The organism is Microbulbifer sp. SE14 (assembly GCF_059834885.1).
The window spans coordinates 65865-89073 of record NZ_JCBAJA010000025.1 but is presented as its reverse complement, the minus strand read 5'-3'; the positions used below and the strand labels follow the sequence as shown (position 1 = coordinate 89073).

The 23209-nt window shown below is 63.4% G+C and carries 19 protein-coding genes; 16 read left to right on the top strand and 3 right to left on the bottom strand.

The genetic code is table 11. The annotated features are described in order from the left end of the window. The first annotated feature begins 113 nt into the window (after nt 1-113). From AC6R19_RS16850 to AC6R19_RS16835, 4 genes are all read left to right on the top strand, one after another. Complete coding sequence (locus AC6R19_RS16850) at nt 114-1853, top strand: DNA polymerase II (RefSeq protein ID WP_500581019.1); 1740 nt, start codon at nt 114-116, stop codon at nt 1851-1853. A gap of 36 nt (nt 1854-1889) precedes the next feature. Next, entirely contained in the window at nt 1890-2813 is a 924-nt protein-coding gene (locus AC6R19_RS16845) for a M14 family metallopeptidase (protein ID WP_500581015.1), read from the top strand. Nucleotides 2814-2855: 42 nt separating this feature from the next. Further along, a complete protein-coding gene (locus tag AC6R19_RS16840) occupies nt 2856-3701 on the top strand; it encodes a PA4780 family RIO1-like protein kinase (protein WP_500581014.1) in 846 nt (281 codons plus the stop codon). A gap of 201 nt (nt 3702-3902) precedes the next feature. Then, nucleotides 3903-4988: a linear amide C-N hydrolase gene (locus tag AC6R19_RS16835; protein ID WP_500581018.1), complete on the top strand. Its 1086-nt coding sequence runs from the start codon at nt 3903-3905 to the stop codon at nt 4986-4988. Nucleotides 4989-5205: 217 nt separating this feature from the next. On the opposite strand, the gene AC6R19_RS16830 is transcribed toward AC6R19_RS16835, so the two are convergent. Beyond that, a complete protein-coding gene (locus AC6R19_RS16830; RefSeq protein WP_500581013.1) occupies nt 5206-5394 on the bottom strand; it encodes a ribbon-helix-helix domain-containing protein in 189 nt (62 codons plus the stop codon). Between the two features lie 188 nt (nt 5395-5582). On the opposite strand from AC6R19_RS16830, the gene AC6R19_RS16825 reads away from it, so the two are divergent. The 3 genes from AC6R19_RS16825 (at nt 5583) to AC6R19_RS16815 (ending at nt 9821) form a co-directional block, all read left to right on the top strand. Further along, on the top strand, nt 5583-6269 hold the full coding sequence (locus AC6R19_RS16825; protein WP_500581012.1) for an ABC transporter ATP-binding protein: 687 nt from the start codon (nt 5583-5585) through the stop codon (nt 6267-6269). Further along, nucleotides 6245-8629: an FtsX-like permease family protein gene (locus AC6R19_RS16820; RefSeq protein ID WP_500581011.1), complete on the top strand. Its 2385-nt coding sequence runs from the start codon at nt 6245-6247 to the stop codon at nt 8627-8629. The genes AC6R19_RS16825 and AC6R19_RS16820 overlap by 25 nt, the downstream gene beginning before the upstream one ends. Before the next feature lie 256 nt (nt 8630-8885). Beyond that, entirely contained in the window at nt 8886-9821 is a 936-nt protein-coding gene (locus AC6R19_RS16815; protein ID WP_500581010.1) for a lipocalin-like domain-containing protein, read from the top strand. 122 nt (nt 9822-9943) lie between these two features. Here AC6R19_RS16815 and AC6R19_RS16810 read toward each other — a convergent pair whose 3' ends face one another. Further along, entirely contained in the window at nt 9944-10540 is a 597-nt protein-coding gene (locus AC6R19_RS16810) for a cytochrome P460 family protein (RefSeq protein ID WP_500581009.1), read from the bottom strand. 313 nt (nt 10541-10853) lie between these two features. Between AC6R19_RS16810 and AC6R19_RS16805 the strand changes: the two genes are divergently transcribed. Beyond that, complete coding sequence (locus tag AC6R19_RS16805; protein WP_500581008.1) at nt 10854-12338, top strand: bifunctional 2-methylcitrate dehydratase/aconitate hydratase; 1485 nt, start codon at nt 10854-10856, stop codon at nt 12336-12338. 193 nt (nt 12339-12531) lie between these two features. Here the strand turns inward: AC6R19_RS16805 and AC6R19_RS16800 are convergent, their stop codons facing one another. Continuing rightward, a complete protein-coding gene (locus AC6R19_RS16800) occupies nt 12532-13476 on the bottom strand; it encodes a porin (RefSeq protein WP_500581007.1) in 945 nt (314 codons plus the stop codon). 317 nt (nt 13477-13793) lie between these two features. Here AC6R19_RS16800 and AC6R19_RS16795 point away from each other — a divergent pair, with 317 nt between their 5' ends. From AC6R19_RS16795 to kdsB, 8 genes are all read left to right on the top strand, one after another. After that, nucleotides 13794-16208 carry a DNA internalization-related competence protein ComEC/Rec2 gene (locus AC6R19_RS16795; protein WP_500581006.1) on the top strand — a complete coding sequence of 805 codons (2415 nt, stop codon included), beginning with the start codon at nt 13794-13796 and terminating at the stop codon, nt 16206-16208. Nucleotides 16209-16396: 188 nt separating this feature from the next. Continuing rightward, nucleotides 16397-17209 (top strand): hypothetical protein, encoded by an 813-nt coding sequence (locus AC6R19_RS16790; RefSeq protein WP_500581005.1) that lies wholly within the window; start codon nt 16397-16399, stop codon nt 17207-17209. A 93-nt stretch (nt 17210-17302) separates the two neighbouring features. Then, complete coding sequence (locus AC6R19_RS16785) at nt 17303-18067, top strand: hypothetical protein (protein ID WP_500581004.1); 765 nt, start codon at nt 17303-17305, stop codon at nt 18065-18067. Nucleotides 18068-18320: 253 nt separating this feature from the next. Continuing rightward, the gene (locus AC6R19_RS16780; protein ID WP_500581003.1) at nt 18321-18941 is read left to right on the top strand and encodes a MotA/TolQ/ExbB proton channel family protein; all 621 of its coding nucleotides are present in this window, start codon (nt 18321-18323) and stop codon (nt 18939-18941) included. A 14-nt stretch (nt 18942-18955) separates the two neighbouring features. Next, nucleotides 18956-19375, top strand: coding sequence for an ExbD/TolR family protein (locus AC6R19_RS16775; RefSeq protein WP_500581002.1), 420 nt, complete (start codon nt 18956-18958; stop codon nt 19373-19375). Between the two features lie 180 nt (nt 19376-19555). Continuing rightward, entirely contained in the window at nt 19556-21385 is a 1830-nt protein-coding gene (msbA, locus tag AC6R19_RS16770; protein ID WP_500581001.1) for a lipid A export permease/ATP-binding protein MsbA, read from the top strand. A gap of 11 nt (nt 21386-21396) precedes the next feature. Next, on the top strand, nt 21397-22425 hold the full coding sequence (gene lpxK / locus AC6R19_RS16765; RefSeq protein ID WP_500581000.1) for a tetraacyldisaccharide 4'-kinase: 1029 nt from the start codon (nt 21397-21399) through the stop codon (nt 22423-22425). Continuing rightward, nucleotides 22422-23189 (top strand): 3-deoxy-manno-octulosonate cytidylyltransferase, encoded by a 768-nt coding sequence (gene kdsB, locus AC6R19_RS16760; RefSeq protein WP_500580999.1) that lies wholly within the window; start codon nt 22422-22424, stop codon nt 23187-23189. The genes lpxK and kdsB overlap by 4 nt, the downstream gene beginning before the upstream one ends. The last annotated feature ends 20 nt before the right edge of the window (nt 23190-23209 follow it).

Sequence of the window (23209 nt, the reverse complement as noted above, 5' to 3'; positions counted from 1 at the left end):
AGACGGAATTCCGGGCTGAAATTTCTCTTCTTCGTCATCATATCCACCTGACTTTCTCTGTGAGTGATCATACACTCAAAACCAGGTGACCAGATTCACTATGCCACTACACCCTGCTTAAAGCGCTGGAGGCCAGGTTCAATCGACTGGACCCGGACATCATCATCGGCTGGTCGGTGGTGGACTTTGATTTTCGGCTGCTGCTGAAAAGGGCCGGGCGCCACGGCCTGCGCCTGAAGCTGGGGCGTGGTGGTGCTGATGCCCGCTGGCGGGATGGCCGGGAAGGCGGCCAGGGCTTCGTGACGCTGCCGGGCCGCGTGGTACTGGACGGCATCGACGGACTGAAGAGTGCCACCTACAACTTCGAAAGTTTCAGCCTGGAATTCGTGGCACAAACCCTGCTGGGCAGGGGCAAAGACACCGAAGACGTGGACAACCGCCTGGCGGTGATTGAACACGACTTTCGCCACAACAAACCCAAGCTGGCCGCCTACAACCTGGAGGACTGCCGCCTGGTCTGGGACATTTTCCAGCACACCCGGCTGCTGGATTACCTGCGCCTGCGGGCCCAGCTCACCGGCCTCGAGCTGGATCGCAGTGGCGGCTCCGTGGCGGCCTTCACCAACCTCTACCTGCCCAAACTGCACCGCAGCCGCTATGTGGCGCCTAACCTGCCGGCCGACGGCGGCCTGGCCAGTCCGGGCGGCTATGTGATGGACTCCCGGCCGGGCCTTTACGACAACGTGCTGGTGCTGGATTTCAAGAGCCTTTACCCCAGTATTATCCGCACTTTCAAAATTGATCCCATGGGGCTGGTCGAGGGCCTGGCGGAGGACGATGCCATCCCCGGTTTTCGCGGCGCGCGCTTTTCCCGCGACAGGCATTTCCTGCCGGACATCATTGCCAACCTCTGGGCACAGCGGGACATCGCCAAGCGGGAGCGGGACGCCGCCCGCTCCCAGGCCATCAAGATCATCATGAACTCCTTCTACGGGGTGCTGGGCTCAGGGGGCTGCCGCTTCTATGACACGCGCCTGGCCAGCTCCATCACCCTGCGCGGTCACGAGATCATGCAGCAGACCGCCCGCTGGATCGAGGAAATGGGCCACCAGGTCATCTACGGCGATACCGATTCGACCTTTGTGTGGCTGAGCGGCCGGCCCAGCCTCGAAGAGGTGGATGCGATCGGCAAGGGCCTGGCCAGTGAGATCAACGGGCGCTGGCGGCACAAGCTCAAAGAAGAGCTGGCGTTGGAGTGCGAGTTGGAGCTGGAATTTGAAATCCACTACCGGCGCTTTTTGATGCCCACCATTCGCGGCTCGGAGGCCGGTTCCAAGAAACGCTATGCGGGCCTGGTGGTGAAAGGGGGTGAGGAAAAGCTGGTATTCAAGGGCCTGGAAACAGTGCGCAGCGACTGGACCGCCCTGGCCAAGCAGTTCCAGACCCAACTCTACGGGATGGTGTTTCACGGTGAAGATCCGTCCGACTATATCCGCGAGACGGTGGAGAAAACCCGGGCTGGAGACATGGACGAGCTGCTGGTGTACCGCAAGCGGCTCAGGCGCAAGCTGGAGCAATACGTAAAAAACGTGCCACCCCATGTACGCGCGGCGCGACTGGCTGACGATATGCGTCGCCAGCAGGGGCTGCGGCCCCGCTACCAGAACAAGGGCTGGATTCGTTACGTGATCACCCTCAATGGCCCGGAGCCAGTAGATCACCGTCAGTCACCGATGGATTACCAGCACTATATCGACAGGCAGCTCAAGCCGGTGGCCGATGCCATATTGCCCTTCATAGAGCTGGATTTCGACAGTCTGGTGGATGGCCAGCTGGGTCTGTTCGGAGTGTAGAATACCTCCCTCGCTCATCACTGGAGAACAAGCGAAATGAACACGGCCCCCACACCCTATCCAATCGGTACCCCCGGCACGCCCTGGGGCGACGCGGAGCGCGCCGAGTGGTTGTCGCGGCAGAGCCGTCAACGCAGCTTCGAGTCGGAGGTGTTGAGCGCGATCGAGCGCCTGCGTGATCGTTTCGACGTGGAGGAGTACGGCCGCCTGGACTATGGCGCCGACAGCTATCCGCTGTTCGCCATCCGCAGCCGCGACTGGCGCGACGAGCTGCCGGTGGTGCTGGTGACGGGCGGCGTGCACGGCTATGAAACCAGCGGTGTACACGGTGCGCTGCAGTTCGTCGATCAGCATGCAGCGGACTACGCCGGCCGGGTGAATCTGCTGGTGGCGCCCTGCGTCAGTCCCTGGGGTTACGAGCGCATCCATCGCTGGAACCCGCACGCGGTCGACCCGAACCGCTCCTTCCGCGAAAACAGCCCGGCTGAGGAGTCGGCGGCGCTGATGCGGCTGGTGGCGCCGGTCCGCGATCGTGTGCTGATGCATATCGACCTGCACGAGACCACCGATACCGACGAAACCGAGTTCCGCCCCGCGCTGGCCGCCCGCGACGGCAAGCCGTTCGCGCCCGGCGGGATTCCCGATGGCTTCTATCTGGTCGACGACAGCGAGAGCCCGCAGCCGGAATTCCAGCAGGCGGTGATCGCGGCGGTGGAGCAGGTGACCCATATCGCCCCGGCCGATGGCAATGGCGAGATCATCGGCTCGCCGGTAGTCGCACCGGGCGTGATCCAGTACCCGCTCAAGCAGCTGGGCCTGTGTGCGAGCATCACCAACGCCCCCTACAAGACCACCACCGAGGTCTACCCCGACAGCCCCCGCGCGACGCCCGAGCAATGCAACACCGCGCAGGCTGTCGCGGTGTGTGCGGCGATCGACTACGCGTTGGCGCACCGGTAAGGGAGACAAGAATCGGCGAGAGAGGGCTGATTACCAGAAACCATGAAAGTACCCAAGAGATTACAACCGCTGGTCGACGACGGCATGATCGACGAGGTCATCGTCCAGTTGATGAGCGGCAAGGAAGCGCAGGTGTATGTGGTGCGCTGCGGCGACGACTTGCGCTGTGCCAAGGTCTTCAAGGAAGCCAGGCAGCGCAGCTTCAAGCAGGCGGTGCAGTACCAGGAAGGCCGCAAGATGCGCAACAGCCGCCGCGCCCGGGCTATGTCGAAGAAGACCCGCTACGGCCAGAAAGAGCAGGAACAGGCCTGGCTGAATGCCGAGGTCGATGCCCTGTACCGGCTGGCGTCGGCCGGCGTGCGCGTTCCCCAGCCGTACGGCTTCGTCGATGGCGTGCTGCTGATGGAGCTGGTGGCCGACGACGAGGGCTACGCCGCCCCGCGCCTGGATGACGTCACGCTGAGCGCGGAGCAGGCCCGCGATTACCACGGCCAGGTGATGGCCGACGTCGTGCGCATGCTGTGTGCCGGCCTGGTCCATGGCGACCTTTCCGAGTTCAACGTGCTGCTGGACCCCCACGGCCCGGTGATCATCGATTTGCCCCAGGCGGTGGATGCGGCCGGCAACAACAACGCCGCCACGATGCTGGAGCGCGACGTCAACAATATGCGTGCCTATTTCGGCCGCTTCGCCCCGGAGCTGTTGACGACCGATTACGGCAAGGAGATCTGGGCGCTTTATGAGGCGGGTGAACTGCACCCGGACAGCGCTCTGACCGGGCATTTCGAGCATGACACCACCAGCGTCGATGTCGGGGACCTGATGGCCGTCATCGATGACGTTCGTGAAGAGCAGGCCGAGCGCATGGCGCCGGTTTGGGACGAGTAGGACGACGATTGACGGAAAACTACCGCCGGACCTGGGCGGACCTTGGCAAAAAGGGCGTTTATTCTCCCTATACTCCGCCTTGTGCGACTTATAGTTGTGTGACACCGGCCGTTCACGCCATTTGATCGCGCGCGATCTTCCTCAATCGGCGCCCGCGACGCGCCTCAATGGAGACGAGCAAGCAACATGCATTTGAAAAAGATGAAGCCCCTGTCCTGGGTTGTGCTAGCCCTGCTTTCGACCGCGGCAGTGCTCTCCTCCATGACCCAGGCCTGTACCCGCACGCTCTACTCCGGGTCCGACAACATGGTGATCACCGGCCGGTCGATGGACTGGATGGAGGACATGCAGACGGACCTCTGGGCGTTTCCGCGCGGTATGGCGCGCAACGGCGCGGCCGGCCCGGATTCGCCGAAATGGGTGTCCAAATACGGCAGCGTTATCGCCTCGGCCTACAATATCGCCAGCGCCGACGGCCTGAACGATCAGGGACTGGTCGCCAACCTGCTCTATCTCGCCGAGTCTGACTACGGCAAACCAAACGATAAGCCGCCAATGTCGATCGGCCTGTGGGCACAGTACGTGCTCGACAATTACGCGACGGTCGCCGAAGCGGTAGAGGGGCTGCGGGCGCAGCCGTTCCGCATCATCGCGCCGAAGCTGCCGAATGGTTCCCCCGCCGAGTTGCATCTCTCCATCTCCGACCCTTCCGGCGATTCGGCGATCTTCGAGTACCTCGATGGCGAACTCGTCATTCATCACGGCAAACAGTACACGGTGATGACCAACTCGCCGAGCTACGACCAGCAGCTGGCTCTCAACAGCTACTGGGAGAGGATCGGAGGGCTCAAGTTCCTGCCCGGTACCAACAGCGCCGCCGACCGTTTCGCCCGCGCCTCCTTCCTGCTCGGAGCGGTTCCCGTAAAGACTGATCCGAACTTCATTTCGGCGGTCCCCGAGCAAACCTACGCCCACCAGGCGATCGCCGAGGTGATGTCGGTGATGCGTGCGGTCAGCGTACCGCTGGGCATCACCACACCCGGTTCGCCGAACATCGCTTCCACCCTGTGGCGCACGGTCGCTGATCAGAAGAACAAGGTATATTACTTCGACTCGTCAACGGCCCCGAATGCGTTCTGGGTACCGATGGCAGATCTGGATCTCTCAGAAGGCGCCCCGGCGAAGAAGCTGGCGATTGCCGGCGGCAAGTATTACGCGGGCAATGCCGCGGAACACTTCGCGGAGGCCACACCGTTCAAGTTCCTTCAGGCCGCCCCGGCGAAGTGATGTCTGCCCGTCAGGCACGGTATCTGATCCGCGGGTTACCGGCACGACGCCTTCCGGGGCGTGTGCGAGACGCAGGGCGACTGCGCGCAATACCGCCAATGCGGTTATTGCCGATATTGAGATAAAACTGTAGCGGTAGTTTTGTTGGCCCAGACTCAGGCAGTGACCCAGTTGGCTGCGATCTTGAAGGATTGCAGCATGTCGCTGGCCGACTGCGTCACCCAACCCCGTTGCTGGCTGGACAATTCGGCATCCGCCAACTTCCCACGAAGCGCCTCCATTTCCCTGGCCCGAGTATCAGGTCATTGATGCCTTCGCTGCGGCTGGAAAACGCCTTGCTGTCGATCTGCGCCTGGATCCAGCGCTCGTTGGGTTCGCTGAGGGAGAGGCTGGCGCGAGTTGCCATGGTTAGCCTCCTGAGTGATGCGTATTTGATGCAACTTTATGCGTATATCTGGGCAGAGTGTAGTTTTGATGGAGCAAAATAAACCCATAAGGCATTCAATAACGCCTTTTCTGGTCATCTGTCCGACAGGTATCTTTCCGGTGCGATAAACTGGCCGGAATGACCCATCAGACAGTGCCCGACAACTGATGAATGACGCCCTGATCCAGGCCCACAACCTCAGCAGGTCCTACCGTACCGCCCGCGAACAGATCAGCGTGCTACGCGGATTGTCCCTCGGGCTGCGCCGCGGTGAGGCGGTGGCGGTGATCGGACCCTCGGGTTCCGGCAAGAGCACCCTGTTGAACCTGCTCAACGGCCTGCTGGCACCCGACAGTGGCCAGCTGCGGGTCTTCGGCCGCGATCGGTCCCAACTGGATGACGACGACTGGGCCGAATTGCGCCGCACCCGTATCGCCACGCTGTTTCAGGACGGCAACCTGATCCCCACACTCACTGTCGCCCGCAATATCGCTTTTCGCGCCGGGCTTGCCGGTCTGCAACAGCACGATGGCGAGGCGCTGCTGGAGCGTCTGGGTATTGCCGACACGGCACACCGCTATCCCGATCAACTCTCCGGCGGCCAGCGCCAGCGGGCGGCGCTGGTCTGTGCCTTTGTGATGCAGCCGGAACTGATGCTCGCCGACGAACCCACCGGCAGCCTCGACTACGGGACGGCCAGGCGCGTGGCGCCGCTGTTCTTCGATGCTATACGCGAGCGGGCGCTGGGCGCGCTGATCGTCACCCACAACCCGGAGCTGGCCCAGCGCTGCGACCGGATTCTCGAATTGCGGGAGGGAGCCCTGCGCCAATGGGACTCGGCACAGTCTTCCTGAGCCATTACCGCCGCCATCCGGGCCAGCTGGCCGGGCTGCTGCTGATTCTGGTGTGTGCGGCCATGCTCTGGAGCGGGGTCCGCTCACTGACGGGCTCGGCGGAGAATGCGGTGGCCAGGTCCAGGGCGGCGCTGGAGCCGCTGTTGAGTGTGGTGCGTGTCGATGGCCGTGCGGTGGATGTGGGGGATTTCGTGCGGCTGCGCCGGGCGGGGCTCTGCGCGTCGCCGCGGCTGGAGGTGCGCTTCCGAGCAAATGAGAGGGCCCCCGAGGCGCCGGCCGTTATCGGTATCGATCCGTTCAGTGCCGCTTGCCTGCGGCGGTACAGGCAGGAGCTTGATGAAGGCGCGCCGGTTATCGATCAGCTGTTCGCCGGCTTCGATCACCCAACCCTGCTCGGCAGTGCCGCGGACCTGGCGCGCTGGCAACAGCTGTCGCTGCCGGGCAGCGGGGATTATCGATTCGACGAATTCGACGGCCTGCCGCGCGGGCAGCTGCTCACCGACATTTCAGTAGCCGCCGAGCTGGCGAGCGCCGGGCGCAGCAGGCTGGAGATTCTGCTGCCGGCGGCGGAGACGGAAAGGCTGCCGCTCCCCGAGGGCTACCGCGGCCAGGTTGAAGACTACGGCGTGGAACCGGACCCGCTGGTGGAGGCCTTCCTGCTTAGTATCGATGCGCTGGGGGCCCTGGCGCTGCTGGTGGCGGCACTGTTGGTGCGCAGCGTCTACCGCTTTGCGCTGGAGCAGCGGCGTCGCAGCCTGGAGATACTGGTGCGGCTCGGCGTCAGGCCCGCGCAGTTGCGCCTGGCGCTGATCGTGGAAGTGCTGCTGGTTGCGCTGGTTGGCGGCACTCTGGGACTGTGGCTGGGCGGGCGGCTGGCGTCGGCGATGGCCGACGGGTTCCAGGGGACTCTCAGTGGGCTCTTCAGTGTCGATACCCTGGCCAGGAGCGCACCCAGCGCGGAAACCTGGCTCGGCATGGTGCTGATCCTGGCGCTGGTGGTCGGCTGGGCCTGCGCCGATTTGCTGATGCTGGGGCGGGAGCAGCGGGGCAGGGAGCAGATGCTCCGCTGGCGCTGGCTGGGGGCGCTGCTGCTCGTCACCGTGTCGCTGCTGGTATTGTTATCGACGGGCAAGCTGTGGCTGATATTCCTCGCCACCCTGGGCTGCCTGATCGGTGTCGGCCTGCTGCTGCCCGAGCTGCTGAACCGGCTGCTGGCGCGGGCGGAACGCCACTGCCGGCGGCCGCTGTTGGAATGGTCCTGCTCCGAAATGCGCGCCCTGTGCCGGCTGTTGAGCCTGCCGCTGACGGCACTGGCATTTGCCATCGCCACCGCCATCGGGGTGCAGACCATGGTCACCGGCTTCGAATCCACCTTTGCCCGCTGGCTCGACCAGCGCCTGCAGGGCGATCTCTATCTCGATTCCGGCCGGCCGGTAGTGACGGCAGAGTGGGGCGAGCGGTTGCGGGACCTGCCCGGGGTGACGAGCGTATTGCCAATGGTGCGCGGCCGCGCGCTGCTGGATGAATTGTCGGTGGAGAATTTGCCGGTGGATCTGCTGGCGGTCGACCCGGCCTCGCCGCTGCTGCAGGACTGGCCTTTCCTCGCTGCCGTGCCCAACCCCTGGGCCGCACTGCCAACGCGGGGAGTGCTGATCAACGAGCAACTGGCCCGCAGGCAGTCCCTGGCCGTGGGTGACCGCATCCGCTTCCGTCTCGGGGAAGAGCGGCATTCGCGCGAGGTGATCGGCATCTATGCCGACTACGGCAGGCCCGAAGGCGAGTTGATGTTGCCACTCGCGATTGTTCCGGACGCGCTGCCCGATCGCTATTCCACCTTTGTGCTGGGCGTAAACCAACTCGACAAAGTCCCCTGGCGGGACTGGCCCGAGGAATACCCGTGGCTGGCCGGCAGCCGCCTGCGCGACCAGGCGGGGCTGAAACGGGCGGCCAACGCCGCCTTTGATCGTACATTTCAAATGACCCAGATGCTGAACGCCCTGACACTGGCCCTGGCGGGCACGGCGCTGGCGCTGATGGGGCTGGTGATTTTCCGCCTGCGCCAGGGGAGCTATACCCTGCTGCATGTGGTTGGCGTGCAGCGGAAAAGCCTGCGCCGGCGATTGATAGCGCACAGCATGCTGGTTACCGGCCTGCTGGCGCTGCTGGCGACACCGCTGGGGATTTTCCTCGGCTGGGTGCTGGTGGCGCGGGTCAATCCCGCGGCCTTTGGCTGGGCGCTGCCACTGCATTTCTATCCGGGCTTCTGGCTGCAGGTGTGGCTGGTGTGCCTGCTGATCGGGGCTTTTGTCGGAGTGCTGGTGGGCAATCCGGTGCGGCTGGAGACGTTGAAGAATGAATAAGCCGGGCCGGATATTGCCGGGCACCTCTAATAATTGCGGATCTGGTTTGTGCGGTAGGGTGCGCCGTGCGCACCGATCGGGGCTGGCATGGGTTCCAGGCCTTTCGGTGTGCACGGCGCACCCTACGAGTGCAATTTTTATAAGTGCCCTGCTGATCGTCTTGCTGCTGACTGGTTGCGGCAAAGATACCGGACGCGAAACTTCTTTCAGTGCACTCAGGGATCCGCCGGAAGGATTCCGCCAGGCTGCGCCGGGTATGACTGTCAGCCTGCCGCAGGATATGGGGCCACATCCGCAATACCGCCTCGAGTGGTGGTATCTGACCGCCAACCTGCACAGCGCCGATGGCAAAAAATTCGGCGTGCAGTGGACCCTGTTCCGCAACGGCCTGCGGCCCGGGCCCTACAAGGAACAGGAGCCCGGCTGGCAGCGCAACGAAATCTGGCTGGCCCACGCGGCCCTGAGCCGTCCGGAAGATCACCGCTTCGCATCCCGCAGCGCCCGCGGCGGCACGAGGCAAGCTGGTGTCACCGCACAGCCGTTCAAGGCCTGGATCGATCACTGGAAGCTCGAAAGCCGCGATGCCGGTACCTGGCAGCTGGATGTGGATGCCGAGGGCTTCGGCTACCGGTTGCAAGTACAGCCGAGCCCGGCCCCGGTGCTGAATGGCGAGCGCGGCTTCAGCGCCAAGTCGGCCGCCGGCGGTTCCATGTATTTCAGCTATCCGCTGCCGGCGATCGAAGGCGACGTGATCATCGACGGCGAGCGTTTCGAAGTGAGCGGACAGGGCTGGTTCGACCGGGAGTGGAGCAGCCAGTACCTAACGCCGGACCAGCAGGGCTGGGACTGGATGGCACTGCACCTGGAAGATGGCCGCCACCTGATGCTATTTCGCGTGCGCGGCACCCAAGACTTTTATTCCGGCACACTGGTCGCTCCGGATGGCAGCGCCCGAACACTGGATGCAGAAGCATTCAGCCTGCAGCCAGCTGAGTATCGCGACAGCCGCTTCGGCGAGGTGCCGGTGGTCTGGCAATTGAAAGTGCCGTCGGCCGAACTGGATCTCGAAATCCGCTCCTGGCCGGGCGATTACTGGAATCCGGGAGCCTTGCGCTACTGGGAAGGGCCTGTCACCGTCAGTGGCAGTCAGACCGGCGAGGGGTATCTGGAGATGACTGGGTACGGAGACTGAGGCTGGCGGGCTAAGGTTAAAAAAGCGAATGAAGAGCCGACAGCGCGTGGTACTTTATTAGAGCCCCGCGCGCGACGGCTGCTGACACGGCTTCCTGCGCAGTCGAATGCCCGGACCGCGTGTCACTGTTTGAATTCTCCAAATTGTTCCTCTGCGCCAAGCAGCGGATAGGCCCACACATGCACCCAGTCCGTATTCTTGACGGGAGTATGGCAGGGAATGCATTCCTTCTTGTAGTTTTTAGTCGTTGGCTTGACCCGGCTGCTGGCGTCGAACAGCGCCCAGCCCCAGCCGTCGCCCCACAGGCCGCTCTCCTTGAAGCGCCCCTCGGTATCTTTGATCATCACGAACCAACCCGCGTTTTCCTTCCAGGATGAGACATGGCCGGTGGTCATCCTCAAGGCACGGGTCTTCTGCAGCTCCTTGACGATCATGGCCCCGTCCGGAAATTTTCCGGTGCGGCGAAACTGCTCGATGGAATCCGGGTCCATGTAAACCTGGTGAAATTGGGCCTGCCCGCCGGCCTGGTCGCCCCCCGCGACACTGAAGGTACCGATGAAAGTGAATCGGGTTCGGTAGTCTTCCGGCACCGTGATAGTGCCATCAGGCTTGACATACTGCTTCAATGTCATGGAGTAAGTCGGCGATTCAGCCAGTACACCAAATGATGCGACGGCCAGGCAGACCGCACCGGCGACGAAGGCTAAGCGGCAGTTCATCCATCTCTCTCCTTTTATCAGACCCCTGTAGCCTGCGGAAAAATCGACGTTGTTTAGGGCTGACGGGTTTATCAATTGCTTGCTTTGTCTGGTGCCCGAGAGACGCAGTGCCAGCCGGGCGCAACTTACCGGGAAGTGTAGACCACGGCCGTTTCTCTATTGCCTCGAAATTCCCGATAGATCGCTGCCGCAAAGGACCTGCCTGGCCTGTGCGAGAGCCGCGGTAATCTGGATCCTTGCTACTTTTATACCCACTGCCACTGCAATCAGGGGCTCTGCAATGTAGCGGTGACCTTTTCGAAAGGGGGAGCGTATGAGTGCTAATGTCGACCAGAACATCCGTCCGGGCTACGATCGGGTGATCCAGGACATCGCCGACTATGTCCTCGATTACCGCATAGACTCCGACGAGGCCTGGGATACGGCGCGCAACTGCCTGATGGACACCCTCGGCTGCGGCCTGTTGGCACTGCGTTTCCCGGAGTGCAGCAAACACCTGGGGCCCATCGTCGAGGGTACTGTGGTGCCCAACGGCGCGCGGGTGCCCGGCACCCAGCTGCGCCTCGACCCGGTCAAGGCGGCCTGGGATATCGGTTGTATCGTGCGCTGGCTGGATTACAACGACACTTGGCTGGCGGCGGAGTGGGGCCACCCGTCCGACAATCTCGGCGCCATCCTGGCGGTGGCGGATTACCTGTCGCAGAAAAATATCGCGTGGGGCAGGGCGCCGCTGGTGATGCGCGATGTGCTGGACGGGATGATCCGCGCCCACGAGATACAGGGCGTGCTGGCGCTGGAGAACAGTTTCAACCGCGTCGGCCTGGACCATGTGCTGCTGGTGCGCGTGGCCTCTACGGCAGTGGCGGCGAAGCTGAAGGGCGCCGATCGGGAGCAGATGATGGCCGCGCTGTCCCAGGCCTGGGTGGACGGCAGTGCGCTGCGCACCTATCGCCACGCGCCCAACGCCGGCTCGCGCAAGTCCTGGGCTGCGGGAGATGCGACCTCCCGCGGGGTGCGCCTCGCGGATATTGCCATGCGCGGGGAGATGGGCATTCCCGGCGTGCTGACGGCGAAGCAGTGGGGCTTTTACGATGTGTGTTTCAGTGTGACCAATGCGGACCTGAAATTAAAGGCGGAAGAGGATAGGCAGTTCAAGTTCCAGCGGCCCTATGGCAGCTATGTGATGGAAAACATACTGTTCAAGATTTCCTTCCCGGCGGAATTCCACAGCCAGACCGCCTGCGAGGCGGCGGTGATTCTGCACCCCCAGGTAAGGGACCGCATCGATGAAATCGACCGGGTGGTGATCACCACCCACGAGTCCGCCATCCGCATCATCTCCAAGGAGGGGCCGCTGGCCAATGCCGCGGACCGGGATCACTGTTTGCAGTACATGACCGCGGTGCCGCTGCTGTTTGGCGACCTGGTGGCGGAGCATTACGAGGACAGTTTCCACGAGGCGCATCCGGAGATAGATGAACTGCGCGGGAAAATGGAGGTGGTCGAGGACAGGCGCTATTCACGGGAGTACCTGGATCCGGACAAGCGCTCCATTGCCAATGCGGTGCAGGTGTTTTTCAAGGATGGATCTTCGACGGAAAAGGTCGAGGTCGAGTATCCGATAGGGCACCGGCGGCGCAGGAAAGAGGGGATTCCGTTGCTAGAGACAAAATTCCAGGCCAACCTGGCGACGCGCTTCCCGCCCGGATGCTGTGAGCGTATCTTTGCGTTGTGCAAGGACCGTGAAAAGCTGGAGCAGACGCCGGTGCACGAGTTTATGGATCTGTTCGTTATCTGACTTAGGCGGGCGAACACAAGGTTCGCCCCTACGGAAATATTGCAGTGGTTCCAGGAGGTCCAGTGCCCTCTGCGCTCCGCAAGCGCCGCAGTGGATTTCAGCCACTCAGCCGATCTGTAGGGGCGAACCTTGTGTTCGCCCAAATGAAAAAGGCGGCCATGGGCCGCCTTTTTCGTGTCGCTCAAAACCCGGTTTAGAACTTGAGCTCGGTACCAATACCGAAATAGCTGCGATCGTAATCGTCCGCCGCGGTTTCATCGGTGTAGAACCCGAACACCTTGGCCGCGCTGGACAGTTTGTAGTCCAGGCCCAGGCTGTAGGTTTCCCCGTCGGCCACGACGATATCGGACTGGCCGTACTGGGCCTTCGCGGTCCAGCGGTCGATCTTGTAGGCGATGGAGGCCAGCCAGCCGTCCTGGGTGCTGCCGTCGGCCTTTTCCTGCTCCTCGAAGAGGGCGCCGACCTGTACCGGGCCAATGTTGTACTGGGCCACGACGCGCTGCACATCCCAGTCGTTGGCCTCCACGTCCATATCGTAGGCGTAGGCCAGGTAGATGCCGTTGTTGTCGTAGGCCAGGGACACGGAGGTGCCGTTGTCGCGGGTGATGTCCTCGCCCAACTCGTCGATGCCGATCACTTCGTCGCGGTTGCTGATGTAGGCCGCGGAGACCTTGAAGCCGCCGAAGGACGGGGTGGTGTACTGCAGGTTGTTGGACTCGCGGTTGTCACTCTTGGTGATGACGCTCTTGATATCGCCTTCCAGGTCGTTGAACAGGTCGACCTTCTTCTGGGCGACTTTCAGCGGGGTATCGAACTTGCCGCCGATCACCTGGCCGAAACCGCCTTCCAGGCCGGCGTAGATGTTGCGCTGTTCGAAGGTTTCCTCCGCGTCGCCGTCGATATCCACCTGGTATTCCATCTTGTAGATACCCTTGAGGCCATTGTCGAGGGGCAGTTCGCCCTTCACGCCCAGGCGGGAGGCGTTGCTCTTGATATCGGTGATGGAACCTTCGCCCTCATCGGAAGACTGGAAGTCCACGTTGGCCTTGCCGTAGATATCGAGGAGTTCGGATTCCTGGGCGCTGGCAAACGCGGGCACCATGGCGGCGATGGCCAGGGAGATAGCGGTCTTTTTCATGGGTCGTCTCGCACAGTTTATGGTTTTGGGCTGAGGAGGGCCGTTTATTGTCCGAATCCCGGTCCTGCCTCGAGTTGGTGCGGATTCTGCGACCCGAATATTACAAACATGTTAAAGATGGCATTTTTCTTAAAATTTTATGACCGCGTGGTGCCATTTTATACAGGAACGACAGTTTGAGGGGCCGGCTGGCTGTTCCTTGTACCAATTGCACAACTTTGCGCCGCGGCGGCAAATCTGGCAAAACGTCTTTCCTACACAGGGAGTGGGGCAGGGAGCCTATGGAGTCGGCGGCCGGTACAGGTAACGAGAGGGGATTGTCCCCGGCCGCATTGTTGTGGGTCTATGCCCTGACGATCGTCGCCGTCGGCAGTCTGCCGCGACTTCCCGCCTATACCGCACTGGCCTGGCTCGGTGTGCTGCTCCTCGGGGGCGCCCTGCTGTTGCCGGCGCGGGCGCGGCTGCTGCCTTTTCTTTTCGCTGTATTGGCCGGTGCCGGCTGGAGCCTGTGGCACAACCACCGGGCATTGGAGCAGCGCCTGCCGTTCAGCGCCCACGGCGGCGATTTCCTGCTGGAACTGGAGGTGGTGTCCCTGCCGCAGGTCCGCACGTCCGAGTTCTCCTTCGGCGACGCCGGGGAAGCCACCAGCTTGCGTTTTTCCGCCCGGGTACTTCAGTCGCTGGATGGGGATACGTCGCCATCCCTGCGGGGGCAGCTGCTGGATCTCACCTCGTACCGCGTCGATGAAAAACTGCAAGGACAGCTGCGCGCCGGCAGCCGCTGGCTGCTGCCGCTGCGCCTGAAGCGCCCGCGCGGCAGCGTCAACCCTCACGGCTTCGATTATGAAGGCTGGCTGTTGCGGCGCGGTGTCTACGCCACCGGCTATGTGCGGCCCCGGAATCACCCGCCGCAACTCCTTGGTGAGGAGCCGGGCCTGCCGGCGCTGCGCCACTGGCTGCGGGACCGGTTGGTGGGGGAGGCGGAGAGCAGGGGGGAGTTGCTGAGCGCTCTGTTGTTGGGTGACAGGAGCGGTTTGAGCGACGGCGATCGCCAGTTGTTGCGGGAGACCGGTACCGCCCACCTGCTGGCGATCTCCGGCCTGCATGTGGGTATGGTAGCCGGCTTCTTTCTGCTGCTGGGCAGTCTGTTGGGGCGGGTGATTGGCCTGTTCACCGGGGCCACACCCCGGGCAGTGGCCCTGATCTTTGCCCTCGCGGGCTCTCTCGCTTACACACTGCTGGCCGGCGCGCCCCTGTCCGCGCGGCGGGCGCTGGTGATGATCTGGGTGCTGCTGCTCGCGTGGCAGTGGCGGCGCCGCATCGGTGCCGGTTTCGCCTACAGCTTGGCGCTGGCCCTGGTGCTGACACTGCAGCCGCTGGCGTTCTACGGCGCCGGTTTCTGGCTGTCCTTTATGGCTGTGGGTGCGCTGCTGCTGGGTTTCAGCGGCCGCCTGCACCTGTCTGATCGGAGCGAGGATCGGCCGCAGTCGGGGCGGCGGCTGCTCGACGGCGGAATGGGGCTGTTGCGCAGCCAGTGGCTGGTGGCCGTGGCGCTGTTGCTGCCGTCGCTGGCGTTCTTCTCCGGCTTCAGCCCCGGCGGCGTGCTGCTCAATCTAATAGCCATTCCCTGGCTGGGATTCCTGGTGCTGCCGGCGCTGATGCTCGGTGCCCTGATGATGGGTACGGCAGCCGGCGGTTGGTGCATCGACTTCGCCGCCTGGCAGCTGGATCTGCTGATGCATTTCCTCGAAGCAGGCCGGAATCTCCTGCCATCCTGGCAGACCCTGGGGCCGCCGTCGGCATTCCCGCTGCTGGTACTGGCCGCCCTTGGCGCGCTGCTGCTGTTGCTACCCCCGGGACTGCCCGGGCGGCGGCTGGGCTGGCTGTTCCTGTTGCCGCCGCTGCTGCCCTTCCTGCCGCAGACAAATGAGGGGGAGGGCCTGCGGGTGACGGTGCTGGACGTTGGGCAGGGCCTGGCGGTGGTGCTGCGCACACCGCAGCAGCGCCTGCTGTATGACACCGGGCCTCTTTCCGGATCGGGGTGGAGCGCCGGCAGCCAGATAATCGCCCCCTATCTGCTCGGGGAGGGGATACCGGCGCTGGATACTGTGGTGGTCAGCCACGGCGACCGGGATCACGCCGGCGGCTTTGCCGGGCTGGCTGAGTCGCTGCCCCTGGAGCACCTGATTGCGCCGGGCCGGTTGACCCAACGATTCCGCAACGAAAGTGGGCCGGGTGCGGAATTGTGCCAGGCGGGAGAGAGAGAAACGCTGGGTGATCTCGCCCTGCTGTGGCTCTGGCCCGAAGACGGGGAGGTCTCCGGGGAGGAAAACGACCACAGCTGCGTGGCCCTGGTCGAGTGGCGCGGCGTGCGTATCCTGCTGGCCGGGGATATCTCCAGCCGGGTTGAGCAGCAGCTCGCCTTGAATTATCCGGGCCTGGCGCCGGTGGACCTGTTGATAGCGCCTCATCACGGTTCCCGCAGTTCCTCCTCGGCGGCGTTAATTCGCTGGGCGCAACCGGCGAATGTGATCTTCAGCGCCGGTTTCCGCCACCACTTCGGCCACCCGCACCCAGAGGTGGTGGCGCGCTATCGCGATACCGGCGCCCGCACCTGGAATACCGCGGCTAGCGGTGCCGTCACCTTTGCGTGGTCCGGCGCAAAGGAGCTGCGGGTTTCGCTGGCCCGCGACGGCAGGCGCTTCTGGTATCGCGCATCCCGCAATGAATAATTGCTTATTCTTCAGCGAGATGTGCGCGGTGCCGGACTTTGCGGCAGGACACGGTAAAACTGGGCAGCCCTTCAATTTCTGCGAAAGTGGCATTTTCCGGAACTGATAATTGCGAGGCGGGTCGCAATGTACTCCCGGGCCTGTGCTAGTGTCCGGAAGTCATTGAATTAGAAGTACCGGGTTTTTGCATGAATAAGAAAATGCTTTGCTGCGTGATGATGTCAGTGGCGACTGGCGTCGCCAGCCACGCGTCTGCGTCGGAGTGGAAATACACTCTGGGGACCGATATCAGCAGTGGCGACTACGGCGACACCTCCGAAACCGAAATCGTCAGCAGCCCCTTTACCGTCAGCTACTCGCCGTCAGACAACTGGACCTTCAAGGCCTCGTTGCCGTGGACCCAGGTCGAGGGTCCGGGCGGGGTGGTTCCCGGTGGCGATGGCGGGGTGATCGTGGGGCGCGGCAATGGCCGCGGCAATGGTAATGGCGGCGACACGGAGACAGGCACAGTGAGCGAATCGGGTATCGGCGACCTGTGGCTCACCGGCACCTACAGCCTGGAGCCGGTGGCGGAGCGCTGGTTCTTCGACCTGTCCGCCAAATACAAGGTGCCCACCGCGGATGAGGGCAAGGGCCTGGGCACCGGCGAGGCGGATTACACCCTGCAGGCCGAGGTTTTTACGCTGGTCGGCGATTTCACCCCCTTTGCCACAGTGGCGCGCAAGTTCAAGGGCGACCTGCCGGAAGCCGAGATCCGGGATGTCTGGTACACCTCCGTGGGCAGCGGCTACCGCCTCAACGAACAGAGCAGTGTGGGCGCCTCGCTGGACTACCAGCAGGCGACCACCGCCAGCAGCGATCCGTCCACGGAGCTGTTCGGCTATTTCAATCACAAGCTGAATGCCCAGTGGAGCGGCATGGTGTACGCCTATCTGGGCCTCGCGGACGGCAGCCCGGACCAGGGTTTTGGATTTCAGCTGAGCTATCGCCCCGGCGACTGATTTTTTTGAACTGCCGGGATCCTTTTGCGGCGGGGATACGTGTTAAGTCCAGACGCCCCGGCGGACCAATTAATTGCACAGGAGAAAACAACGATGAGAATACCATTCAAGGCCCGTGTGCTGCCGGCAGTGTTGGCCGGGGTGCTGGCGGGAACTTTCGCCTGGGCCGATGACGACATGCCGGAAACCGATCCGGCGGACACCGAAGTCGTGGAATCGGTGTCCGAGGTACCCTCCGGCAAGATCGCCGGCTTCTTCAGCGATTTCCTCGGCGGGGAAGAACAATCCCAGCTCACGGTAGCGGGCCTGCGCGACGGCTCGATCAGTTACCAGCCGCCGGAGGATAGCGAGGATGGCGCCGAAGGCGATGCGGCCGAGGATGTTGTCGACGGCGGTGAGGGTACCGGGGGCGACGATGTCGAGGGCGAAGCCGGCGAGGCGGCTGCCGGAATGGGCTACGGCAATGTGTTCATCACCCTGGCACTGGCCGAGCAGTTGGCCATGGCCTCCGCCGCCGAGGCGCTGGAAGGCGAGACCGGCATGACGCCGGAGGAGTCCCTGAACGAGGTACTCTACCTGCGCCAGGTCGAGGGCATGGGCTGGGGCCAGATCGCCCGGGAGATGGATGTGAACCTCGGCGAGGTGATCAGCGGCATCCGCTCCAACCGCCCGGACAAGGTGGAGAACGCCAAGGCCGACACGGGCGGGCGACCGGAACACGCGCGCAAGGTGGAGAGGACCGACAAGGTTGAGAAGGTGGCGAAGATCGACCGCCCCGAACGCCCGGTCAAACTGGAGCGTCCGGAAAAAGTGGAGCGCCCGGAAAAGCCGGCACGCCCCGAGCGCCCGTCGCGCTAACTGAGTCCGCACCCGCGACGCAAAGGCCGCCGGCAGCAATGCCGGCGGCTTTTTATTCGGGCCGTCCGTGGCTCGGAACGCCGAACCGCTCACCCTGCGGGCGCCTGCGGCGTCCCAGTTTGCTCCCGGCGAATTAGTGTTATGGGCATCACATAGAGGAAAAAGACGCCCCACCCGGTCTTAGCTGCCGCGACCAGCTGTGGTAGAGTCTCCATCCAAATTTCCCCATCCGCAGTCTTGGGACCTGAGAAAAGTGTTAGAGATAATAAAATCCGGCGGCTGGCTGATGCTGCCCATCCTGCTTTGTTCCGTCGCCGTTATCGCCATCTGTATCGAGCGCCTGTGGACCCTGAATCCGCGCCGCATTGCGCCGCGCACCCTGCTCGGCGAAGTCTGGGGCTGGCTGAAAAACAACCAAATCAATGCAGAAAAACTCACGGAGCTGCGCGATTCCTCTCCCCTGGGGCGCATCTTTGCTGCCGGCCTTTCCAATTCCCGCCACGGCCGCGACGTAATGAAGGACAGCATTGAAGAAACCGCCAGCCAGGTGGTGCACGAGTTGGAGCGCTTCCTCGGCGCCCTGGGCACCATCGCCGCGGTGGCGCCGCTGATCGGCCTGCTGGGCACGGTGCTGGGCATGATCCAGGTGTTCACTGCCATCATGCTGGAGGGCACCGGCAACGCCGGTGTGCTGGCGGGCGGCATCAGCCAGGCGCTGATCACCACCGCCGCCGGCCTGACCGTGGCGATTCCGGCACTGCTGGCACACCGCTACTTCCAGCGCCGGCTGGACAGCATCGTCGTCGCCATGGAGCAGGAGGCGGTGAAGCTTGTGGATGCACTGCACAGCGACCGCCGTATCGAAGCGGCCTGAGCGGAGAGCGCAAGATGCAATTTCGCCGCCAGGACAAGGAGCAGGACGGGGTCAACCTGACACCGCTGATCGACGTGGTCTTCCTGCTGCTGATCTTCTTTATGGTGTCCACCACCTTCACCAAGGAGAGCCACCTGAAGCTGAACCTGCCGGAAGCGGCGGGTCCCCAGGCCCAGGAGCAACCCCGCGCCGTGGAGGTGCTGATCAATGCGGACGGCTCCTACTCGGTGGACGGCCGCGCCCTGATCAACAAAAAACTGGCTACCCTGAAATCGGCGCTGTCGGAAGTTTCCGCGGGCGAGTACAATCGCCCCCTCGTAATCACCGCCGACGCCACCGCCCAACACCAGGCCGTGGTGCGGGCCATGGATGCCGCCGGACAGCTGGGCTTCGTGAACCTCAGCATCACCACGCGGCAACCGGAAGAAAATTAACGCTCGCGGACCTTTGCGTCCTTACTCCTGTAGGGTGGATAAGCGCTAAGCGCATCCGCCTGCGACGGTCGGTGGATGCGCCCGGCGTGGACTCGCTTGACGCTTATCCACCCTACGCTCCGTAGATGAACAGCCGCGAGCAAGTTCGCTTTTACAGGGCGAGCCCAGCCAAAAGTCTGTATGGATAGAGTCAACACGCCCCCGAGCAAACCGCAACGCGGGGCGAAAACCTACCGCCGCCTGCTCACCTACGCCCTGCCGCACTGGCCGATCTTCGCCCTGGCAGTGCTGGGCTTCCTGCTGTTTTCCACCATGAACGTCACCCTGATCGCGGTGACCGAGCTGCTGCTCGATACCGTTGGGGCCGGCATCCAGGAGAGCCGCGGCTTTCTCGCCAAGTATGTCGCGGCCTGGTTCCCCGGCGGCGTCATGCCCCAGGAGACGGCGCGCTGGCTGATACCGCTGGCGATGCTGCTGATTATCTTCCTGCGTGCCTGCGGCAACTTTATCGGCAGCTACGGTCTCGCCTACGTGGCGCGGGCGGTGATCCATCTGCTGCGCACCGAGCTGTTCGAAAAGATCGGCCAGTTGCCCAGCGCCTATTTCGATCGCTACACCGGCGCCTACCTGATTTCCAAGGTGTCCTACAACGTGGAGCAGGTGACCAACTCCATCACCAAGGCGGTGAAGGTGTTGATCCGCGAGTCCTTTACCACCATCGGCCTGCTCGTCTACCTGTTGCTGGTGAACTGGAAGCTCACCCTGACCTTCTTCCTGTTCGCACCGCTGATCGCAATTATCGTGCGCAGCGTCGGCAAGCGTTTCCGCAAGCTGAGCCACCGCATCCAGAACACCATGGGCGACGTGACCCACGTGACCCAGGAGGCGATCAACGGTTACCAGGTGGTGCGCATGTACGGCGGCCAGACCTACGAAAATTCGCGTTTCGAGTCCGCCAGCGACAACAATCGCCAGCAGTTTATGAAGCTGGTGGTGGCGAACAATGCCAGTGTGTCGGTGATCCAGATACTCGTCGGTCTCTCCACCGCCACCATCGTCTGGCTGGCACTGGCACCGGGCATGGTGGAGGCGATGACCGCCGGTGTCTTCGCCGCCTATATCGGCGCCGCCGCCTCCCTGGCCAAACCGGTGCGCAGCCTGTCGGAGGTGTTCGCCGATATCCAGAAGGGCATAGCCGCGGCGGAGAGTATTTTCGAAGTCATCGATTCGCCTGCAGAGCCGCAGGGTGGCGAGGCGAAGCTGCCGCAGCCGGTGCGCGGCGCCGTGACCTTCGACAACCTGGGTTTCAAATACGACGAGTCGGCGCCGGCGGTGCTGACGGATATCAGTTTCGTGGTGGAGCCGGGGCAGACGGTGGCGCTGGTGGGCGCCTCCGGCTCCGGCAAGAGCACCCTGGTCAGCCTGCTGGCGCGTTTCTACCAGCCGACCAGCGGCCGCATACTGTTGGATGGCGTGGATATCGCGGATGTTCCGCTCGCCGACCTGCGCCAGCAAATCAGCATGGTGTCGCAAAATATCGTGCTGTTTAACGATACCGTTTATCGCAATATCGCCTACGGCGAACTGGAGAACGCCACCCCGGAACAGGTGCGGCGCGCGGTGGAACTGGCCCACGCCAGCGAGTTTGTCGACGACCTGCCCCAGGGAGTGCAGACGGTGCTGGGCGACAATGCGCAGATGCTCTCCGGCGGCCAGCGCCAGCGCCTGGCCATTGCCCGCGCCCTGCTGAAGGATGCCCCCATCCTGATTCTCGACGAGGCCACTTCGGCCCTGGACAACGAATCCGAGCGCGCCATCCAGTTGGCCCTGGCGGAGGTCATGAAAAACCGGACTACCTTTGTCGTAGCCCACCGCCTCAGCACCATCGAGAATGCGGACCGCATCCTGGTGATGGAGCAGGGCAGAATCGTCGAGAGCGGCAGCCACGCAGAACTGCTCGAGCGGGGCGGCCGCTACGCCACCCTGTTGCAACAGCAAACCGCCGGATAAGGCTCAACGGAATGTCACTGGAAGACTGGTTCAACAAGCGCTGGTATCCGGAAGGGGAAAAGGTGAGGACCCTGCCACTGCTGGCGCCCCTGGAGTCCCTGTACCGGTGGGTGAGTGCGAGCCACCGCCGGGTGAGCAAGAGCGAACCGCCGGCGCCCCTGGCGGTACCCGTGATAGTGGTTGGCAATATCACCGCCGGCGGCGCCGGCAAGACACCGCTGGTGGCGGAGCTGGCGCGCTGGCTGCGGGAGCGGGGCAGGAATCCCGGCATCGTCAGCCGCGGCTACGGCGGACGTGCCAAACAGTATCCCTACCAGGTCACCGCCCAATCCCACCCGCTGGAGTCCGGCGACGAACCGCTGATGCTGCACCTGGTCACCGGCCTACCGGTGATGGTGTCGCCGAACCGCGCCGAGGCGGCCCAGGCGCTGATCGATTACCACCAGTGCGATGTGATCCTGTCCGACGATGGCCTGCAGCACTACAAACTCTGGCGCAGCCTGGAGATATGCGTGGTGGACGGTCACCGGGGCCTCGGCAACGGCCATATGCTGCCCCGCGGGCCACTGCGGGAACCCGCGGAACGGCTGCGCGAAGTGGACCTGGTGGTGGTCAACGGCGAGCCGGAAGAGCGGGTGAAACAGCAGTGCGGCGAGTTGCTGGAGTTCCAGATGAAGCTGGAGCCGGCCAACTGGCACCAGTTCAACCTGGACCAGACTTCGACCCTGAAACTCGCTTCCGGCCCCGAGCCAGGGCCTGTTCACGCGGTGGCCGCCATTGGCAATCCGCAGCGTTTTTTCCGCGAGCTGCGCCAACTGGGTTACCGGGTGATGGAGCAGGCCTTTGCCGACCACCACCAGTTCAGCCAGCAGGAGCTGCAGTTCGACGGCGAGACGCCGGTGATCATGACCATGAAGGACGCGGTCAAGTGCCGCGACTTCTGGCAGAGTCACTGGTGGGCCCTGGAGGTGCGCGCGCAACTGCCGGATCTCTTCTACCAGAAAATACACCAGCACCTGCGAAAATTTGAGCGAAGATGACAAATAGCCTTTCCTTCGATGTCGTTATCCCGGCCCGCTTTGCCTCCAGCCGCCTGCCGGGCAAGCCGCTGGCCGATATCGCCGGCAAACCGATGGTGGAGCACGTCTACCGCCGCGCGCGGCAGAGCAGTGCCGAGCGGGTGATCGTCGCCACCGACGATATGCGCGTGGCCGAAGCGGTGCGCGCATTCGGCGGCGAGGTGTGCATGACCTCTGCGGATCACGTCTCCGGTACCGACCGCCTGCAGGAAGTGGCGGCAAACCTGGGCCTGGCCTCCGACCGTATCCTGGTCAATGTACAGGGGGACGAGCCGCTGATACCGCCCAAGGTGATCGACCAGGTGGCGGCCAACCTGGCGGCCAACACTGGGGCCGGCGTCGCCACCCTGGCGGAGCCGATTCACAGCCTGGAGGACTTCCGCAATCCCAATATCGTCAAGGTGGTCGCGGCCGAATCCGGCCTCGCGCGCTACTTCTCCCGCGCGCCGGTGCCTTGGCCACGGGACGCCTTCGCCTCAAATGCGCCGGAACTGCCCGAGGGTCTGGAACCGCGCCGCCATGTCGGAATCTATGCTTACCGGGTGGCGCTGCTGAATCGCTTCGTTTCCTGGCCGGTGGCGCCCCTGGAGCACTTTGAGGCACTGGAGCAGCTGCGCTTCCTGTACCACGACGAAAACATCCATGTGGCGGATGCCTGTGAGGAAGTCCCCGGCGGTGTGGACACCGAGGCGGACCTGCAGCGCATGCGCGAGTTGTTGGGTTAGAACTCTTGTAGGGTGGATAA

Excerpts from the sequence above, each read along its gene's own strand:
- AC6R19_RS16840 (WP_500581014.1), top strand. The coding sequence starts at position 2,856 with ATGAAAGTACCCAAGAGATTACAACCGCTGGTCGACGACGGCATGATC.
- AC6R19_RS16845 (WP_500581015.1), top strand. The coding sequence starts at position 1,890 with ATGAACACGGCCCCCACACCCTATCCAATCGGTACCCCCGGCACGCCC.
- AC6R19_RS16835 (WP_500581018.1), top strand. The coding sequence starts at position 3,903 with ATGAAGCCCCTGTCCTGGGTTGTGCTAGCCCTGCTTTCGACCGCGGCA.
- AC6R19_RS16800 (WP_500581007.1), bottom strand. The coding sequence starts at position 13,476 with ATGAAAAAGACCGCTATCTCCCTGGCCATCGCCGCCATGGTGCCCGCG.
- AC6R19_RS16775 (WP_500581002.1), top strand. The coding sequence starts at position 18,956 with ATGCAATTTCGCCGCCAGGACAAGGAGCAGGACGGGGTCAACCTGACA.
- AC6R19_RS16820 (WP_500581011.1), top strand. The coding sequence starts at position 6,245 with ATGGGACTCGGCACAGTCTTCCTGAGCCATTACCGCCGCCATCCGGGC.
- AC6R19_RS16805 (WP_500581008.1), top strand. The coding sequence starts at position 10,854 with ATGAGTGCTAATGTCGACCAGAACATCCGTCCGGGCTACGATCGGGTG.
- kdsB (WP_500580999.1), top strand. The coding sequence starts at position 22,422 with ATGACAAATAGCCTTTCCTTCGATGTCGTTATCCCGGCCCGCTTTGCC.
- AC6R19_RS16815 (WP_500581010.1), top strand. The coding sequence starts at position 8,886 with ATGACTGTCAGCCTGCCGCAGGATATGGGGCCACATCCGCAATACCGC.
- AC6R19_RS16785 (WP_500581004.1), top strand. The coding sequence starts at position 17,303 with ATGAGAATACCATTCAAGGCCCGTGTGCTGCCGGCAGTGTTGGCCGGG.
- AC6R19_RS16825 (WP_500581012.1), top strand. The coding sequence starts at position 5,583 with ATGAATGACGCCCTGATCCAGGCCCACAACCTCAGCAGGTCCTACCGT.
- AC6R19_RS16830 (WP_500581013.1), bottom strand. The coding sequence starts at position 5,394 with ATGGCAACTCGCGCCAGCCTCTCCCTCAGCGAACCCAACGAGCGCTGG.
- AC6R19_RS16810 (WP_500581009.1), bottom strand. The coding sequence starts at position 10,540 with ATGAACTGCCGCTTAGCCTTCGTCGCCGGTGCGGTCTGCCTGGCCGTC.
- AC6R19_RS16790 (WP_500581005.1), top strand. The coding sequence starts at position 16,397 with ATGAATAAGAAAATGCTTTGCTGCGTGATGATGTCAGTGGCGACTGGC.
- msbA (WP_500581001.1), top strand. The coding sequence starts at position 19,556 with ATGGATAGAGTCAACACGCCCCCGAGCAAACCGCAACGCGGGGCGAAA.
- lpxK (WP_500581000.1), top strand. The coding sequence starts at position 21,397 with ATGTCACTGGAAGACTGGTTCAACAAGCGCTGGTATCCGGAAGGGGAA.